Here is a 16,982-nt window from a genome sequence, read left to right as displayed (position 1 = left end):
GGACATCCTTACGTACATGACCGAATACCGTCCTGAAACCCGCGCGGTCCACGTGCCCCACCCCGTGGTCGAGGGCAGCCGCCCGATCACCGTGCCCATCTACCAGACCTCCGGGTTCACCTTCGACGACCCGGCGGTCATGGCCGACGGCATGGGCAGGCCCGACGGCCCGTACGTCTACGGCCGCTACAGCAACCCCACCGTCCGCGCCCTGGAGGAGGCCGTCTCCGGTCTGGAGGGCGGCGTCGCCGCCATCGCCACCGGCTCCGGCATGGCCGCCATCAACACCGTGCTGCTCGGCCTGCTCAAGCCGGGCGACCACCTGATCGCCCAGCGGGCCCTGTACGGCGGCACCGCGGGCATGATCAACGAGCTGGTGTCGCGGTTCGGCGTCGAGGTCAGCTACGTGCCCGAGCACGACCCCGCCGCGCTCCGCGCCGCCGTCGGGCCGCGGACGAAGCTGGTCTACCTGGAGACCATCGCCAACCCGATGTGCCAGGTCGCCGACCTGCCCGCGATGTGCGCGGCGGCCCGCGAGCTGGGCCTGGTCAGCGTGGTCGACAACACCTTCGCCACCCCTCTGCTGTGCCGCCCGATCGAGCACGGCGCCGACGTCGTCGTCCACTCCACCACCAAGTACCTGTCCGGGCACACGGACGTGGTCGGCGGCATGGCGGTGTTCGCCGACGACGCGCTCTACCGCGACGTCTGGCACTTCGCGATCGAGCTGGGGCCGTCGCCGGACCCGTTCGCCGCCTGGCTGAGCCTGCGCGGGATGCAGACGCTGGGGCTGCGCATGGAGCGCCACTGCGCCAACACCCGCCTGCTCGCGACCCGCCTGGCCGAGCACCCGTCGGTGGCGGCCGTGCACTGGCCGGGCCTGCCCTCGCACCCGTCGCACGAGGTGGCGGCCAAGCTGCTGCCCGACTTCGGCGGCCTCTTCTCGTTCGACCTGACGGGCGGGCGCGCGGCGGGGGAGAGGTTCATGCGGTCGGTACGGCTGGCGCTGGTCGCGCCGTCGCTGGGCGGCGTCGAGACGCTCATCCTGCACCCGGCCACCACCTCGCACCGCTCGCTCACCGCCGCCGAGCTGGCCAGGCACGGCATCGGTGAGGGCACGGTACGGGTCGCCGTCGGCATCGAGCACCCCGAGGATCTCTGGGCGGACTTCGAGCAGGCGTTGACTTAGTCCTTAGGCATTGAGGAAAATGCCTAAGTGCTGTCCGAGCTCCGCGCCGTGGCCAGCGAGCCGCGCCTGCTGATCCTCCACTGGCTCAAGGACCCGGTCGCGCACTTCCCGCCCCAGGTCGACGGCGACCTGGTGGCCGACGGGGTGTGCGGCCGGTCCATCGCCGGCAAGCTCGGCATGACCCAGCCCAGCGCCACCGTCCACCTCAAGATCCTGGAGCGCGCCGGCCTCATCCGCGGCAAGCGGATCAGGCAGTGGGTGTTCTACCGGCGCGACGAGGAGCGGATAGCACAGCTCAAACGGATGATCGAGGGGGAGCTGTGACGGTGACGTACGAGGACGTGGTGGCGGCGGCCGGGCGGATCGGGGCGCACGTGCTGCGCACGCCGGTCCTGGAGGTCGCGCCGGGGCTCGTGCTCAAGCTGGAGCTGCTGCAGCACTCCGGGTCGTTCAAGGTGCGCGGGGCGTTCAACCGGATGCTGGCGGCGGGCGAGCTGCCGCCGGGCGGGGTGATCGCGGCCAGTGGCGGCAACCACGGGCTGGCGGTCGCGTACGCGGCGCGGGCGCTGGGGGCGCGGGCCGAGATCTTCGTGCCGGAGGTGACCAGCCCGGTCAAGATGGCCGGGCTGCGGGCGCTCGGCGCCCGGGTCAACCAGGTCGGGGCGATCTACTCCGAGGCGGCCGAGGCGGCCGCCAAGCGCGCCGCCGAGACGGGCGCGCTGAAGGTGCACGCCTACGACCAGGCCGAGGTGGTGGCCGGGCAGGGCACCACCGGGCTGGAGCTGATGGAGCAGACGGGCGGCGTCGACACCATCCTGGTCGCCGTCGGCGGCGGCGGCTTCGCCGCGGGCATCGCCCTCGGCTCCGCTGTCCCGCCTTCCTTCCAGGAGCCGCCGCTGTCCGGCTCGGAGGCCTCGCCCACGTTCGCTTCGGGTCAGGGCTTCCGCCGGGGACGGCCCAGGATCGTGGCGGTGGAGCCGGAGCGGATCCCCACCTTCCACGAGGCGCTCAAGGCGGGCCGGCCGGTGCCCGTGGAGGTGGGCGGGGTGGCGGCCGACTCGCTGGGCGCCACCGCGCTGGGCGACATCGCGTACGAGATCCTCGCCTCGTCCGGCGCGCGCAGCGTGCTGGTCGCCGAGGACGCCATCGTGGCCGCCCGCCGCACGCTCTGGGAGAGGCACCGCCTGGTCACCGAGCACGGCGGCGCGACCGCGTACGCCGCGCTGCTGTCGGGCGCCTACACCCCCGCGCCCGGCGAGCGGGTGGCGGTGGTGGTCTGCGGCTCCAACACCGACCCCGCCACACTCGCCGCCGAGTGACCGCCCACGGGACCGGGCGGCGGGTGGAACGGTCGCGCGGTGATTTCGGTACGAAACAGGGTGCGATGCCGGCATCGCCGGAATAGCGTCGCCCCTCATGAGCATGTCCCGGGAACGTCCCCCTTTCGTTGCCGATGAACGCACCCAGCTTGTGGGCTGGCTCGACATGCAACGCGCGATCGTCCAGTGGAAGTGCACGGGGCTGTCGGAGGGGGACGCCGACATGCGGATCGACGGCGTCCCCCTGGCGAAGCTCCTCGACGAGTACGAGCGTCAGTGCCGGATCTCGAACGAGATCGTCGCCGCCCACTCGCTGGACGACGTGGGCAAGCACCCCGGCTACCGCTCGGGCGCGGCGAGCCTGCGCTGGATGCTGATCCACATGGTCGAGGAGACCGCCAGGCACGCCGGCCACCTGGACACCATCAGGGAACTGGTCGACGGCGAGAAGGGCTGCTACTGACCCCCACCCGGGGTCAGCTGTACGTGTGTTCGGGGCCGGGGAAGGAGCCGCCGACGACCTCGTCGGCGAACGCCCGCGCGGCCCTGTCGAGCTCGGCGCCCAGGTCGGCGTAGCGCTTGACGAATCGGGCCGGGCTGGGGGTCAGCCCCATCATGTCCTGCCAGACGAGCACCTGGGCGTCGGTGGCGGCGCCCGCGCCGATGCCGATCGTGGGGATCGACAGCGAGGCCGTCACCCGTTCCGCCAGGTCGGCGGGCACGCATTCGAGCACGACCGAGAACGCGCCGGCCCGCTCCAGGTCCTTGGCGTCGGCCATCAGCTCGTCGCCCGCCTCCCCGCGCCCCTGGACGCGGTAGCCGCCGAGCGCGTTGACCGACTGGGGGGTCAGGCCGAGGTGGGCCATGACCGGCACGCCCGCCGAGACGAGCGCCTCCACCTGGGGCACCACCCGCCGGCCGCCCTCCAGCTTGACCGCGTGCGCGCCGGCCTCCTTCATGAACCGGGCCGCCGACTCCAGCGCCTGCCCCGGTGACGTCTGATAGGAGCCGAACGGCAGGTCGGCGACCACGAGCGCGCGAGAGGAGCCGCGCACCACGGCCGCGGTCAGCGACAGCAGGTCGTCGACGGTGACCGGCAGGGTGGAGTCGTAGCCGTACACCACCATGGCGGCCGAGTCACCCACGAGCAGGACGGGAATGCCCGCCGCGTCGAACACCCGGGCCGTCATCGCGTCGTAGGCGGTGATCATCGGCCACCGCTCCCCGCGCTCCTTGGCCGCGGCGAGGTCGCGCACGGTGACCCGGCGGCCGGAAACGCCGCCGTACAGGGTGGTTGAGGACATCAGGTCAACCTCCGAAAGCGTCTCGAGGCGCCCTGGTGGCGTCCCCGGACTCCCTCCGATGATGCCAGGCGCGGCCCCGGCAGGAAAACCCGTGGCGGAAGTGTCGGTGGGGGCTGGAACAATGGGCCTGGAGGTAAGCAATCTAGATGGCAATCGAACCTTACCGGCGTCTTTTCCGGCTGCCGGGTGTGGGCGTGCTGCTGCTGGTGGGACTGGCCGCCCGGGTCCCCACCACGGCCATGAGCATGGCGCTGACGCTGCATGTGGTGGAGACGCTCAAGCTGGACTACGTCATGGCCGGGACCGTCACGGCGGCGATCACGCTCGGCATGGCCGTGGGCTCCCCGCTGGCCGGGAGGTTGGTCGACCGTTACGGGCTGCGCCCGGTGCTGATCGTCACCACGGCCGCGCAGGCGCTGTTCTGGTCGTCGGCCTGGAAGCTGCCGTTCCCGGTGCTGACGGGCGCCGCGCTGGTGGCCGGGCTGCTCGCGCTGCCGGTGTTCTCGGTGGTCCGCCAGTGCCTGGCCGCCATGGTGCCGCTGGAGCAGCGCCGCACGGCGTTCTCGTTCGACTCGATGTTCGTCGAGGTGTCCTACATGACCGGGCCCGCGCTGGCGGTGGCGGGCATCACCGTGCTCGGCAGCGGGCCGACGATGACCGCCATCGCGGTCGGCACCGCCGGCGCCGGGATCGGGCTCCTGCTGCTCAACCCGCCGACCAGGTCGGCGGCCGAGCTGGCGGAGCCGGAGGTCAGGATCCCCAGGCGGACGTGGCTCACCCCGCGCATGGTCGCGCTGCTGGGCACCGCTGCCGCCGCGACGTTCGTGCTCACCGCGACCGAGCTGGCCGTGGTCGGCACCATGAAGGACTCAGGCCACACCCAGTGGATCGGCCTGGCCGTCGGCATCTGGTGCTTCTATTCGCTGCTGGGCGGGTTCCTCTACGGGATGCTGTCGCGCGGGTTCTCGCCGCTCGTGCTCATCGGCCTGATAGGGCTGCTCACGATGCCGGTGGCGCTGGTCTCCGGCGGCTGGTGGTGGCTGGTGCTGGCGCTGCTGCCGTCGGGCCTGCTCTGCGCGCCCTCGCTGTCGTCCACCGTCGAGACGCTCAGCCGCTGGGTGCCGGCGGGCGCCAGAGGAGAGGCCATGGGCCTCAACGGCACCGCGCTGCTGATCGGCGGCGCGGCCTCCGCGCCGATCGCGGGCAAGGTCATCGACCTGTACGGCGCGTCCTGGGCGTTCGTGGTCGCCGGTGCGGCAGGCGTGGTGATGGTGCTGGTGGCGCTGCCGTTCTGGCGGCGCGGCAGGGAGATCGCCCCGGTCGCCGCCGATCCCGCGAAGGTGCCGGAGGAGCTCCCCGCCTGACCTGATACGAAACGATACGGTTGCGTATCGGAACGCGCTGCGATACGGTCACGTTGCGAAACTTGACCGTATCGGAATTTGGGTGTGCTCATGGACGAGAACGCGGGACATCCGCGCCGGTGGGCGATCCTCGGCGTGCTGGTGTTCAGCCTGCTGGCGGTCGTGCTCGACAACACGATCCTGAACGTGGCGATGAAGACCATCGCCGACCCGGTGGCCGGGCTGGGCGCGACCCAGAGCGAGCTGGAGTGGGCGATCAACTCCTACACGCTCGTCTTCGCCGGCCTGCTCTTCACCTTCGGCGTGATCGGCGACCGCACCGGACGCAAGCGCATGCTGTTCGTCGGCATGGTGCTGTTCGGCCTGTCGTCGCTGGCCAGCGCCTACGCCCAGGACCCCACCCAGCTGATCCTGGCGCGGGCGGCGATGGGCATCGGCGGCGCGGCGATCATGCCGGCCACGCTGGCCATCATCTCCAACGTCTTCCCGGCACGGGAGCGCGGGAAGGCGATCGGCGTGTGGGCGGCAGGCGTCGGGCTGGCCGTCGCCATCGGCCCGATCACCGGCGGGCTGCTCCTTGAGCGCTTCTGGTGGGGCTCGGTCTTCCTGATCAACGTGCCGATCGTGCTCATCAGCATGGCGCTGATCGGCCCGGTCGTGCCCGAGTCGCGCGACCCCAGGCCGTCGCGGCTCGACCCGGTGGGCGTGCTGCTGTCGATCATCGGCCTGGTCGCCGTGGTCTACGGCATCATCCGCGGCGGCGAGCTGGCCACCGTCACCTCGCCCGAGGTGTTCGTGCCGGTGCTGGCCGGCGTCGCGGTGCTGGGCGCGTTCGTCTGGTGGGAGCGGCGCATCGACAACCCGGCCTTCGACGTGCGCTACTTCGGCGACGTCCGGTTCACCTCGGCCATCGCCACGATCGGCATCGTCTTCTTCGCGATGATGGGCGGGATGTTCTTCCTCACCTTCTACCTGCAGGTGGCGCTGGGGTTCAGCCCCGTGCAGGCGGGGGCGCTCATGCTGCCGTTCGCGGTCGCGCAGCTCATCTTCGCGCCGCTCAGCCAGCGGGTGAACGAGAAGTTCGGGGCCAAGCTGTCGGCCACCGTCAGCCTCCTGGTGCTGACCGCGATCCTGCTCGGCTACACCCTCTTCGACCTGCACACGCCGGTCCCCGTGCTGCTGGCCGTGTTCTTCGTGCAGGGCGTCGCGATGGCCAACATCATGCCGCCCGCCACGACCGCCATCATGGAGGCGCTGCCCCGGGAGAAGGCCGGGGTCGGCTCGGCCATGAGCAACACCGTCCGCCAGGTCGCCGGCGCGCTCGGCGTGGCCGTGCTGGGCTCCGTGCTCTCCTCCTCCTACCGCGGCGAGATCGCGCCCGCGCTGGCGGGCCTGCCCGCGGACGTCCAGCACGCGGGCGGCGAGTCCGTCATGGCGACGGCCGCGCTGGCGCACTCACTCGGCGAGCGCGGCGAGTCGCTGCTGGGCCTGGCCAACGAGGCGTTCGTGCACAGCATGCACGTCACCTCCCTGGCCTCGGCGGGGATCGCCCTGGCCGGCGCCGCGGTGGTGGCCCGGTGGATGCCCGGCAAGCCACGCCCGGTCTCCCAGCCGGAGCAGCAGGAACCAGCGGTAGTCTGAGATCGACATGACCACCCAGCACCAGGCCCGGGCGGGCCGCCCGCGCAGCGAGAAGGCCGAGAAGGCGATCATCGAGGCCACCCTCGACCTGATAGCCGAGGGCATGGGCGTCGCCGAGCTGTCGATCGAGGCGATCGCGTCCCGCGCGGGCGTGGGCAAGACCACGATCTACCGGCGCTGGGCCAACAAGGAGGATCTGGTCGTCGACGCGCTGGCGACGCTCCGCGAGCCGCTCCCGCCGCTGGCGGGCGAGTCGGTGCGCGACGACCTCATCGCCCTGCTCGACGTCGTCCGCCGCGAGGCGGGTCAGCGGCGGGCCCGCTGTGTGATGAACGTCGCGATGGGCGAGACCGACCGGTCCAAGCGCGTCAGCGAGCGGTTCTTCAAGCTGGCGCTGGAGCCGAGGCGGGTGGCCATGAGGCGGGTGCTCGGCCGCGGCGTCGCCAACGGTGAGCTCCGCCCCGACCTGGACGTGGAGCTGGGCATGGCGCTGCTGTCGGGCGCCATGATCTGGTTCAGCAAGTGGGGTCCCGAGGGCGACCTGCCCGAAGACCTGGCCGAGCGCGTCGTCGACCACGCCCTGGAAGGGCTCGTCTCACGCCGCTAGGGGTAGGCACAAGGTGAGCCTTGCTCTACTCTCGCGATCATGCGTCCCTTACGCAGGATCACGGTGCTCGCCGCGCTTGCCCTGGCCCTGCTGGCGCCCGCCGGCGCGGCGCTGGCGCACGAGGAACGGCCGGTCACGTTCCCCGACGGGTCCGGCAGCGTCCCCGTGCTGCGCACCGAGGATCCCGACCTGCTGGTCTGCAAGACCGACCGGGCCGACTTCGAGCGGCGCGTCGCGGGCTTCCCCGCGGACCTGAGGGAACGCAACCTCCGCCTGTTCGCCGACTGCCAGGAGAACGGGGTCAGGCACCTCCAGGAGGCGGTCGACCGGGTCGACGAGCCGGGCATGACGATCGCGATCCTGCCCGGCCTCTACCGTGAGGAGCCGAGCCAGGCCCCGCCCACCGGCGAGTGCGCCCGGCTCCCCGCCCGCTGGTCGGACTGGGGCTACCAGATCCTCTCCTACGAGCAGCAGGTCCTGTGCCCGCACAACCAGAACCTGGTCGCCATCCTCGGCAAGGAGAACCTGCAGATCGAGGGCACCGGCGCCGGCCCTCTCGACGTGATCGTCGACGCCGAGTACCGCAAGCTGAACGCCATCAGGGCCGACCGCACGAACGGGATCTACTTCCGCAACCTGACCGCCCAGCGCACCACCTTCAACTCCCTGTACGTGCTCGAAACCGACGGATTCGTCATCGACCGCGTCCTCACCCGCTGGAACGACGAGTACGGCTTCCTCACCTTCGCCAGCGACCACGGCCTCTACACCGACTGCGAGTCGTACGGCAACGGCGACGGCGGCCTCTACCCCGGCAGCGCCTCGAACATCAACGACGGCCGCGGCCACGACGTCCCCCGCTACGCCATCGAGATCCGCCGCTGCAAGAGCCACGACAACGCCCTCGGCTACTCCGGCACCGCGGGCGACTCCGTATGGGCGCACGACAACGAGTTCTACGACAACATGGTCGGCGCCACGATGGACAGCCTCTGGCCCGACCACCCCGGCCTGCCGCAGAACCACGCGCTGTTCGAGAACAACAAGATCTACGACAACAACCGCGACTACTACCGCTTCACCCGCGACGGCACCTGCTCCCGCCCGCCCGCCGAACGCGGCTACGAGCAGGGCGTCGTCTGCCCCCAGGTGGGCGTCCCGCCCGGCACCGGCGTCATCGTCGCGGGCGGCAACCACAACGTGTTCAGGAACAACCACCTGTGGAACAACCGCGGCGCCGCCTTCCAGCTCTTCGGCGTCCCCGCGTTCATCCGCGGCGAGGGCGACCTGGCCAAACAGGCCGACACCTCCAACCACAACCGGTTCGAGGCCAACGTGCTCGGCGTCGCGCCCACCGGCGAGCGGCGGCCCAACGGCAGGGACGTGTGGTGGGACGGTCAGGGCACCGGCAACTGCTGGCAGCCCGGCGTCGCGCTGACCACGCCCGCCGCGCTGCCCCGCTGCGGCGCGCGGGCGCCCGAGCTGTCGGGCGGCTCCGACCGGCTCCTCGCCGAACCCGTCAAGATCGCCAAACTGTTCCTCTGCTCCGACTTCAACGCCGCCCAGGCCCGCCTGCCGGCCGGCTGCGACTGGTTCGGCGCCTCCGGACTTGGCCGGGTGGAGACCCAGCTCGCCCTGGGCGGCTCGCTCGTCCTCGGGCTGTTCGCGGTTCTGTTCTGGGTACGGGCGCACCGCGCGGCCAGACGGCGCCGCGGCACCCCCGGAGGGAACGGGGTGCCGCCGGGCGTGGGCGAGGCGGGGGAGCGGCGGCTGCGCCTCATCTCGGCCGGGTCGGTCGTGGGGCTGACCGGGCTGGCGCTGGACGTGGTCGCGGCCGCCATGGACGACCCGTACCTGACGGGGGTGGCGCTGCTGCTCGTGGCCGGGTGGTCGATCTGCCTGGGCGCGGCGCTGCGGCCGGGGGCGTTCGCCTGGTTCACGATCGTGCTGGGCCTGCTGACCGTGGCGGACGCCTACGACCGGATGGTCGGGCTCATCCCCCTCATCCCGCTCGGACCGGGCTGGATCCGCGGCTTGCTGACGGGCGTCTGGGTCCTCTGGGCCGTGGTCCACCTCGCCCCGCGCCGCACCCGTACGGAGGAGAAGACCCCCGGCGACACGGAGGCCGTCGCGTGAGGGGTCGCGGCGTCTGCGCGGTCCTGATCGCCGTGGTCGCGACGGCGGGATGCGGGCCGCTCTCGGATACCCATCACAGGCCAGGGAACAGTCACGAGGTCGCCACCGCCGCGCCCGTGCCGGGGGAGGCGCACGCCGAGATCACTATCGAGGCGGGCCGCGTCCGGCCCCCGTCCGGCTGGCTGGAGGCGGCCCGCGGCCAGACCGTCAGCATCACCGTCACCAGCGACGTCCCCGACGAGCTGCACGTGCACGGCTACGACGTCGAAGCGGCCCTGCGCCCCGGCGAACCGGCCACCGTGCGGTTCGTGGCGGACATGACCGGGGTGTTCGAGGTGGAGACCCACAACAGCCATCTGGTCCTCGTCCAGGTGGCGGTCCGATGACGGCGCTCCCGCACGGGGCGGTGCCCTGGGCGGCGGGGTATCCGGACGTCGTCCGGCGAGGGGAGGCGCTGCTCGCGCACGGCATCGGCGACCGCGCCGACCTGCCGATCCCGCTCTTCTACGCCTACGCCGGGGCGCTCGCCGCCCTCGTCGTGTCCTTCCTGGCGCTCGGCCTGCTCTGGGCCGACTCCCGCTTCCGCGGCGACCGCGCCGGCGTGACCCTGAACCTCCGCCTCCCCGCCCGCCCGCTCCGCGTCCTCACCCTGGTCGCCGCCGCCTACACCGTCGGCTGGCTGCTGCTCGGCCCCGAAGCCGGGAACGCCGGCGCGTACCTGGTCTATGTGCTCTTCTGGGTCGGCCTGATCCCCGCGTCGCTGCTGTTCGGCCCGGTGTGGCGGCTGCTCAACCCGTTCCGGCTGCTGCCCGACCGCCCCCGCCGCCCGCTCCCGCCGCGCCTCGGCTACTGGCCCGCCGCCCTCGGCCTGCTCGCCTTCACCTGGATGGAGCTCGTCGCCCCCGAACCCGCCGCCCCGCCCACCCTCCTCGCCTTCCTCACCCTGTACGCGGCCGCGCAGACGACCGGAACCCTCGTGTACGGGCACGGATGGCTGGAACGCGGCGACCCGTTCGAGGTGTACTCCACCCTGGCCGGCCAGCTCGCCCCCATCGGCCGCCGCGCCGACGGCACCCTCGTGCTGCGCGGCCCCTTCGACGGCCTCGACGCCATCCGGCCCGCCCCCGGCCTGGTCGCCACCGTGTGCGTGCTCCTCGGCAGCACCGGCTACGACGGCTTCTCCACCACCCCCGCCTGGGTGGACGCCCTCCAGTCAGGCCCGCTCGGCCGCGCCGGCCTCGGCACCGCCGGCCTGCTCGCCGCCATCGCCGCCGTCGCCCTCCTGTACGGAGCCTGCCTGTGGCTGGCCGGCCGGATCGGCGGCGCCCGCGACCTGGCCCCGCGCTTCGCCCACTCCCTGGTCCCGATCGCCATCGGCTACCTGATCGCGCACTACTTCTCGCTCCTGGTCATCGAGGGCCAGCGCGCGGTCATCCTGTCACTGGGGCTGGACGCGGAGGTGAACCCGGACCTGGTGTCGCCCCCGGTGATCGCCACCGTGCAGGTGCTGGCCATCATCGCCGGTCACGTGGCGGGCGTGGTCGCGGCCCACGACCGCTCGGTCCGGCTGCTTCCCCCGGCCAAGGCGGTGGCGGGCCAGATCCCGCTGTTCGTCCTCATGCTCTGCTACACCCTCGGCGGCCTCACCCTCCTCCTGGCCTGACAGCCGGGAGGACATGTGCGAACCGTCACATCAGGGGCAACATGGCCGGCACGGCCCTGGCCGCGACGACCACGCTGGTGGCGGGCGCGGCCCCGGCCGGCGCCGCCGGACCCTGCGGCAGCAGCTACTCCCGGGTCGGCGTCTACGCGGTCTCCAAGAACGGCACCCGCACGGGCACGCTGGAGGTGTACTACAGCTCCAGCACCGGAAAGAACTGCGCCCTGACCTACGGCTACGGTCAGTACGACGGCACCACCAGCTGGAAGCACGTCACGATCTCGAGAGGTGACGGCAGCGGGGCGGACACCGACGCGGGTAACTGCAAGTACTACGCCGGCCCGGTGTACGTCTCGGCGCCCGGCCAGTGCATCGACGTCAGCGCGACCGTCCCCGCCTGGACGATCCTCGAGCTCAACAACGTGCACTGCGGCTGATCCCCTGACCAGGAGAAAGGCCCGCCGCGCGGCGGGCCTTTCCGTAGGGGAGAAGGCCTACGTGGTCTCGCGCCAGCGGTTGGTGATGGGGAGACGCCGGTCGCGGCCGAAGTTCTTCGGGGTGATCTTGGGACCCGGCGGATACTGGCGGCGCTTGTACTCGGCCAGGTCCACCAGCCGGATGACGCGGGCGACCAGCGCCGGATCGTGCCCGGCGGCGATGAGCTCCCGGGAGCCCATGTCCTTCTCGACGTAGTCGTCCAGCAGCTTGTCCAGGACCTCGTACGGCGGAAGGGAGTCGGTGTCGCGCTGGTCGGGGCGGAGTTCGGCGCTGGGCTCCTTGGTGATGGAGTTCGGCGGGATCGGCTCGTCCACCTGGAGCCGGAACGACGGGTCGCCACCGCCGTTGCGCCACCTGGACAGCTCCCACACCATGAGCTTCGGCACGTCCTTGATCGGCGCGAACCCGCCCGCCGAGTCGCCGTAGAGCGTGGAGTAGCCGGTGGCCAGCTCGCTCTTGTTCCCGGTGGTGAGCACCAGGTGGCCGTGCTGGTTCGACAGGCCCATGAGGATCATGCCGCGCACCCGGGCCTGGAGGTTCTCGGAGGCCAGGCCGGACAGCTCGATCTCCTTCTCGAACGAGGTCACGATCTCCGCGATGGGCACCACCTGCGCCCGCAGGCCCTGCCGCCGTACCAGGTCCTGGGCGTCCGACAGCGAGTGCTCGGAGGAGTAGCGGGAGGGCATGAGCACCACGTGCACCCGAGACGGGCCGATGGCGTCGGCGGCGATGGTGGCCGTCAAGGCGGAGTCGATGCCGCCCGACAGCCCGAGGATGACCGACTCGAACCCGTTCTTGGCCACGTAGTCGCGCACCGACAGCACCAGCGCCTCGTAGACCTCGGCGACCGTGTCCAGCGGCTCGGCCACGCTCGGGGGCTCCGGCTCGTACGCGGGAAGCGGGTCGTCCGACAGCACCAGCCGGTCCACGGTGATGGTGGTGCCGTCGCCGGCGTCGTACGGGAAGGACCCGGGCTCGGCGGACGAGACCGGCAGGTCGAGGTCGCAGACCAGCAGTTCCTCACGGAACTGGGCGGCCCGCGCGACCAGCTCGCCGCGGGCGTCCACCACCAGCGAGTCGCCGTCGAAGACCAGCTCGTCCTGCCCGCCGACCTGGTTGACGTAGACGAGCGCGCTGCCGGCCTCGCGCGCCCTGCGCGCGCACAGCTCCAGGCGGATGTCGTCCTTCTCCTTCTCGTACGGGGAGGCGTTCGGCACCACGAGCAGGCCCGCTCCCGCCTGGCCGACCACGGCGACCGGGCCGCCGTCCTGCCAGAGGTCCTCGCAGACCGCCACGGCGACGTCGACCCCGTGCAGCCGGAAGATCGGCAGCCGGTCGCCGCGGACGAAGTAGCGGTACTCGTCGAACACCCCGTAGTTCGGCAGGTGGTGCTTGGCGGTGCGGGCCACCACCCGGCCGCGGTGGAGCAGGGCGGCGGCGTCGAGCGGGGCGCCCTTGGGCTGGCCGACCCGGGGGGCCAGGCCGGCCCGGTCGACGTAGCCGACCACCACCGGCAGGTCGCCGAGGCCCTCGCGGTCGAGCCGGAGCGCCACCTCCTCGATCGCGGCGATGCCGGCGTCCACGAAGGAGGTGCGCAGCACGAGGTCCTCGACGGGGTAGCCGGTGAGGAACATCTCGGTGAACACGGCCAGGTGCGCGCCGCGGTCGGCGGCCCGGCGGGTCCACGCCACGAGCTTGTCGGCGTTGCCGGCCAGGTCGCCTACGGTCGGGTTCGTCTGGGCCAGGGCGATACGCAGTTGTGCCACGGCCCCAGCCTAGTACGGGGTTATTTTTAGCCTCAAAATGACGATAAATCGGCCTACTTCGCTGCGATGCTTCCCGGGGTCACCAGGCCGGACTCGTAGGCCGCGACCACGAGCTGCGCCCGCTCGAACAACCCCAGGTTGTCGAGCAGCGTCCGCACCGTCCCCTGCACCTCCGGCTCCGGCATGGCCAGCGTCTGGCCGATCTGCCGGTTCGTGAGCCCGCGTGCCACCAGCTTCAGCACGTCGAGCTGGGCGTCGGTGAGCCCGGCCAGCGCGGGCGGCGAGGCCGGGTCGGTGCGCCCGGCGAAGGCGGAGATCAGCCGGGTGGTGACCGCCGGGTCGATGAGCGCGTCGCCCGCGGCGGCGGCCCGGATGGCGGCGACGAGCTGCTCGGGCGGCGAGGTCTTGAGCATGAACCCGCTGACGCCCGCGCGCAGCGCCGCGTAGAGGTTCTCGTCGCTGCCGAAGGTGGTCATCATGATCACTTTGGGCGGATCGGCGGCGGTGAGGATGCGGCGGGCGGCGGCCAGGCCGTCCAGGTTCGGCATCTGGATGTCGAGCAGCACGACGTCGGGGCGCAGGGCGCGGGCGGCGGCGATGGCCTCCTCGCCGTCCCCGGCCTCCCCGGCCGCCTCCAGCCCCGCCTCCGCGGCCAGCACGACCTTGAGCCCGGCGCGTACCAGCGCCTGGTCGTCGGCGACGAGCACCCGCAGGGGCGGGCCGCCGGGGGAGGCCGCGGGCTCCGCGTCGGCGGCGGGCCGGTCCGCCACGGGGGTCTGGGGGATGTCCGGCAGGGTCTGGGAGAGCATGTCGTGCTCCAGCCGCTGCAACCCCGCCGTGAGGTCAAGGCCCAGCTCGTCCCGCCAGACCGCGCGGGCGCGGCGCAGCGCGGCGAGCGCGTCGCCCTGCCGGCCGGTGCGGTAGAGGGCCAGCGCCAGCAGGCGCCAGGCCTCCTCGCGCAGCGGATGCGCGGCGGCGTGCGCCTCCAGGTCCGCGACCAGCGCCGTCGGGCTCCCGAGCGCCAGCCCGGCCGCGCCCCGCCGCTCGATCGCGACGAGCCGCAACTCCTCCAGCCTGGCCGCCTCGGTCGCCGCCCACGTCAGGTCGGCGAACTCGGCCAGCGCGGGCCCGCGCCACAGCGCCAGCGCGCCGTCCATGGCCGCCCACACCTCGCCGGGCGGCCCGTCGGACTTGGCCAGGCGCTCGAACCGCCAGGTGTCCACCTGCTCTGGACGGGCCCGCAGCGCGTAGCCCGGCGGGGCCGACACCAGGACGGACGCCTCCTCGCGGGGCGCCCGGCCCGGTTCGAGCACGCGGCGCAGCCGGGAGACGTACCCCTGGATGGTCGAGAGCGCCTGCGCGGGCGGATCGCCGGGCCAGAGCTCGTCGATGAGCGTGTTCACGGGAACGGCCCGGCCCCCGGCCACGATCAGCCGGGCGAGCACCGCCCGCTGTCGCTGACCGCCGAGGTCGAGGGGGACGCCGTCCGCCCAGGCCTGGAACGGTCCGAGCGCAGTGAAAGTCAACATTGTGGGCATAAGCCTACGGCCATCCAGATGTGCCGGTAAATGGGAACTCATGGCGTGGGCAGATCCGCGCTCACCACGGTTCCGCCGTCTTCGGCGGCCCGTATCACGCAGGTGCCGCCCAGCTCGGCGGCGCGCTCGCGCATGGACCCCAGCCCGACGCCCGCGCGGGCGTCCGGCGGCAGGCCGATCCCGTCGTCGGCCACCGTGAGGCGCAGCACCCGGTTGTCGCGCTCCAGCCGGACCGTCACGCGGGAGGCGGCGGCGTGCTTGCGCGCGTTCGTGAGCGCCTCCTGGACGATCCGGTACGCCGCCACCTCCACCGCCGCGGGCAGGCCGTCCAGGTCGCCGTCGGTCTCCACCGAGGTCGCCGGCTCCTCGGGCGTGCGGGCCAGCTCCCCGATCGCGCCGGCCAGGCCCAGCTCGTCGATCGCCGGGGGGCGCAGCCCGTACACGAGCTGCCTGATGTCGCCGCTGATCGCGTCCATGCCCGCGCGCAGGTCGGCCAGCAGCCGTTCGGCCTGCTCGGGGGAGCGGCGCAGGGAGACACGGGCCGCGTTGATCACCATCGCCATCCCGGTGAGCGACTGGCCCAGCCCGTCGTGCAGGTCGCGGCGCAGGCGCCGCCGCTCCTCCTCGCGCGCGGTCAGGATCCGCTCGCGCGACCGCCGCACGGCCGCGGTCATGCGCACCGCGTGCGCGGCGTCGGCGAGGTACGGGAGGAGCGTGGCGATCACCCGCTCGTCGTGCGCGGCGGGGAAGCGGCGCCGGCCCGCCGGGCCGATGAGCAGCAGCCCGACCGGCTCGCCGTGCCAGACCAGCGGGACGGTACGGGCGACGGGCTCGGGCGAGCCGGTCACCGTGGTCGCGCCGTCCACCTCGACCGCCGCCCCGGTCACCGACAGCCCTTCGCGCAGCACCTCCAGCGCGGCCAGCAGCCCGTGGCCCGGGTCGACGCGCTGCAGCCGGTGCTTGAGCCGCTCGGCCAGCTCGGCGGGCACGCCGATGCCGCCGTAGAGCAGGCGGTCCACGCCGCGCTGCAGCGCGTGCCGCATCGGCTGGAAGAACACCCCGGCGAACAGCGCGGCCGCCAGCCCGGCGACCGGGTCCACCTCGGCCAGGAACAGGCTGGAGGCGGCGCCCACCGCCAGGTAGACGGCGGTGATGACCAGGGCGAGCCCGGTGCCGACCATGGCCCGGCTGATCAGCGTGTCGATGCCGAACAGCCGGTAGCACAGCACCGCCACCGCGATCGCCGCCGGGATGAGCGGGATGCCGAGCGTGGCCAGCCACCAGAACGGCCCGCCGAGCATCCAGGGGATCAGCAGCCCCGGCAGGGTGACGAGCACCCACAGGATCTGCCGCCGCTCGACCGGGTCGCCCCGGGTGAACCGCACGGCCAGCGAGGCGAAGGCCAGCGCCATGCCCGCGGCGACGAGCACGTGGGCGGCGTCCCTGAGCTCCCTTTCCATGATCACGATCGCGGTCCAGTCGAGCAGGTGACCCGCCACCGCCGGCAGGAGCGCCCACCGCCAGCGCGGCGACGGCATCCGGCCCGCCGGGTAGAGCAGGGGCAGCAGCACGCCGAGCGAGAGCTGGCAGGCCTGCCAGGTTGCCTGCACCACGATCCAGCCCCACCCCGGCTCCCCGTACAGGGCGATGAGGTTGGCGGACAGGATGTTGGCGGCGGCGCTCACGCCGCCCGCGCACAGCAGCCACCCGATGGCCAGCCGCGGCCTGCGCACCACCAGGATGGCGCCGAACACCGGGAACGCGGTGCCGGCCACGTCCTCCGGCGCGAACGGGAGCGGCGTGTAGGAGGCGGGCGGCAGCTGGGCGGTCACCCAGGCGTTGGCGAGCTCCAAGGCGATCGCGAGCGTGGCGAGCCCGATCGCCACACCGCGCGCCGCCCCTGCGTGGCGCATGAAATCCGTCCTCCCAGCCCTCTGGCAGGGAGGAAATTATCGGGCCT

General features: G+C 72.7%; 15 protein-coding genes. 11 read left to right on the top strand and 4 right to left on the bottom strand.

Translation table 11 applies throughout. The features are described from left to right. The first annotated feature begins 16 nt into the window (after positions 1–16). The 4 genes from FR742_RS23155 (at position 17) to FR742_RS23140 (ending at position 2,971) form a co-directional block, all read left to right on the top strand. Entirely contained in the window at positions 17–1,189 is a 1,173-nt protein-coding gene (locus tag FR742_RS23155) for a PLP-dependent aspartate aminotransferase family protein (RefSeq protein ID WP_148032876.1), read from the top strand. 27 nt (positions 1,190–1,216) lie between these two features. After that, positions 1,217–1,513 carry a helix-turn-helix transcriptional regulator gene (locus FR742_RS23150; RefSeq protein WP_261808697.1) on the top strand — a complete coding sequence of 99 codons (297 nt, stop codon included), beginning with the start codon at positions 1,217–1,219 and terminating at the stop codon, positions 1,511–1,513. Between the two features lie 2 nt (positions 1,514–1,515). Beyond that, positions 1,516–2,508, top strand: coding sequence for a threonine/serine dehydratase (locus FR742_RS23145; RefSeq protein WP_261808696.1), 993 nt, complete (start codon positions 1,516–1,518; stop codon positions 2,506–2,508). 166 nt (positions 2,509–2,674) lie between these two features. After that, positions 2,675–2,971 (top strand): DUF664 domain-containing protein, encoded by a 297-nt coding sequence (locus FR742_RS23140; RefSeq protein WP_396989635.1) that lies wholly within the window; start codon positions 2,675–2,677, stop codon positions 2,969–2,971. 13 nt (positions 2,972–2,984) lie between these two features. Here FR742_RS23140 and panB read toward each other — a convergent pair whose 3' ends face one another. Next, positions 2,985–3,812 (bottom strand): 3-methyl-2-oxobutanoate hydroxymethyltransferase, encoded by an 828-nt coding sequence (gene panB / locus FR742_RS23135; RefSeq protein WP_148032873.1) that lies wholly within the window; start codon positions 3,810–3,812, stop codon positions 2,985–2,987. A 146-nt stretch (positions 3,813–3,958) separates the two neighbouring features. Here panB and FR742_RS23130 point away from each other — a divergent pair, with 146 nt between their 5' ends. The 7 genes from FR742_RS23130 to FR742_RS23100 all read left to right on the top strand — a co-directional run bounded on the left by FR742_RS23130 (position 3,959) and on the right by FR742_RS23100 (position 11,657). Further along, entirely contained in the window at positions 3,959–5,176 is a 1,218-nt protein-coding gene (locus FR742_RS23130; protein WP_148032872.1) for an MFS transporter, read from the top strand. Positions 5,177–5,266: 90 nt separating this feature from the next. Further along, complete coding sequence (locus FR742_RS23125; RefSeq protein WP_187281272.1) at positions 5,267–6,817, top strand: MFS transporter; 1,551 nt, start codon at positions 5,267–5,269, stop codon at positions 6,815–6,817. Between the two features lie 7 nt (positions 6,818–6,824). After that, positions 6,825–7,424, top strand: coding sequence for a TetR/AcrR family transcriptional regulator (locus tag FR742_RS23120; protein WP_148032871.1), 600 nt, complete (start codon positions 6,825–6,827; stop codon positions 7,422–7,424). Positions 7,425–7,463: 39 nt separating this feature from the next. Further along, complete coding sequence (locus FR742_RS23115) at positions 7,464–9,560, top strand: right-handed parallel beta-helix repeat-containing protein (protein WP_187281271.1); 2,097 nt, start codon at positions 7,464–7,466, stop codon at positions 9,558–9,560. Next, the gene (locus tag FR742_RS23110; RefSeq protein ID WP_148032870.1) at positions 9,557–9,946 is read left to right on the top strand and encodes a hypothetical protein; all 390 of its coding nucleotides are present in this window, start codon (positions 9,557–9,559) and stop codon (positions 9,944–9,946) included. Before FR742_RS23115 ends, FR742_RS23110 begins: the two co-directional genes overlap by 4 nt. After that, positions 9,943–11,223: a hypothetical protein gene (locus FR742_RS23105; RefSeq protein WP_261808695.1), complete on the top strand. Its 1,281-nt coding sequence runs from the start codon at positions 9,943–9,945 to the stop codon at positions 11,221–11,223. The genes FR742_RS23110 and FR742_RS23105 overlap by 4 nt, the downstream gene beginning before the upstream one ends. 41 nt (positions 11,224–11,264) lie before the next feature. Beyond that, a complete protein-coding gene (locus tag FR742_RS23100) occupies positions 11,265–11,657 on the top strand; it encodes a spore-associated protein A (RefSeq protein ID WP_148032869.1) in 393 nt (130 codons plus the stop codon). 57 nt (positions 11,658–11,714) lie between these two features. Here FR742_RS23100 and FR742_RS23095 read toward each other — a convergent pair whose 3' ends face one another. The 3 genes from FR742_RS23095 to FR742_RS23085 are packed head-to-tail and all read right to left on the bottom strand — an operon-like array spanning position 11,715 to position 16,935. Then, a complete protein-coding gene (locus FR742_RS23095) occupies positions 11,715–13,484 on the bottom strand; it encodes an NAD+ synthase (protein WP_148032868.1) in 1,770 nt (589 codons plus the stop codon). 53 nt (positions 13,485–13,537) lie between these two features. Beyond that, a complete protein-coding gene (locus FR742_RS46410) occupies positions 13,538–15,013 on the bottom strand; it encodes a BTAD domain-containing putative transcriptional regulator (protein ID WP_148032867.1) in 1,476 nt (491 codons plus the stop codon). A gap of 47 nt (positions 15,014–15,060) precedes the next feature. Further along, complete coding sequence (locus FR742_RS23085) at positions 15,061–16,935, bottom strand: sensor histidine kinase (protein WP_148032866.1); 1,875 nt, start codon at positions 16,933–16,935, stop codon at positions 15,061–15,063. Positions 16,936–16,982 lie beyond the last annotated feature (47 nt).

The sequence above is a fragment of the Nonomuraea sp. C10 genome (assembly GCF_008017515.1).
GTDB lineage: Bacteria > Actinomycetota > Actinomycetes > Streptosporangiales > Streptosporangiaceae > Nonomuraea > Nonomuraea ferruginea.
The sequence above is the reverse complement of the archived record's forward strand: the minus strand, read 5'-3'. Positions and strand labels throughout refer to the sequence as shown.

Bases quoted from the DNA above. Each gene is read 5' to 3' on its own strand.
- FR742_RS23155 (WP_148032876.1), top strand. From the start codon at position 17: ATGACCGAATACCGTCCTGAAACCCGCGCGGTCCACGTGCCCCACCCC.
- FR742_RS23140 (WP_396989635.1), top strand. From the start codon at position 2,675: ATGCAACGCGCGATCGTCCAGTGGAAGTGCACGGGGCTGTCGGAGGGG.
- panB (WP_148032873.1), bottom strand. From the start codon at position 3,812: ATGTCCTCAACCACCCTGTACGGCGGCGTTTCCGGCCGCCGGGTCACC.
- FR742_RS23130 (WP_148032872.1), top strand. From the start codon at position 3,959: ATGGCAATCGAACCTTACCGGCGTCTTTTCCGGCTGCCGGGTGTGGGC.
- FR742_RS23125 (WP_187281272.1), top strand. From the start codon at position 5,267: ATGGACGAGAACGCGGGACATCCGCGCCGGTGGGCGATCCTCGGCGTG.
- FR742_RS23120 (WP_148032871.1), top strand. From the start codon at position 6,825: ATGACCACCCAGCACCAGGCCCGGGCGGGCCGCCCGCGCAGCGAGAAG.
- FR742_RS23115 (WP_187281271.1), top strand. From the start codon at position 7,464: ATGCGTCCCTTACGCAGGATCACGGTGCTCGCCGCGCTTGCCCTGGCC.
- FR742_RS23105 (WP_261808695.1), top strand. From the start codon at position 9,943: ATGACGGCGCTCCCGCACGGGGCGGTGCCCTGGGCGGCGGGGTATCCG.
- FR742_RS23100 (WP_148032869.1), top strand. From the start codon at position 11,265: ATGGCCGGCACGGCCCTGGCCGCGACGACCACGCTGGTGGCGGGCGCG.
- FR742_RS46410 (WP_148032867.1), bottom strand. From the start codon at position 15,013: ATGTTGACTTTCACTGCGCTCGGACCGTTCCAGGCCTGGGCGGACGGC.
- FR742_RS23085 (WP_148032866.1), bottom strand. From the start codon at position 16,935: ATGCGCCACGCAGGGGCGGCGCGCGGTGTGGCGATCGGGCTCGCCACG.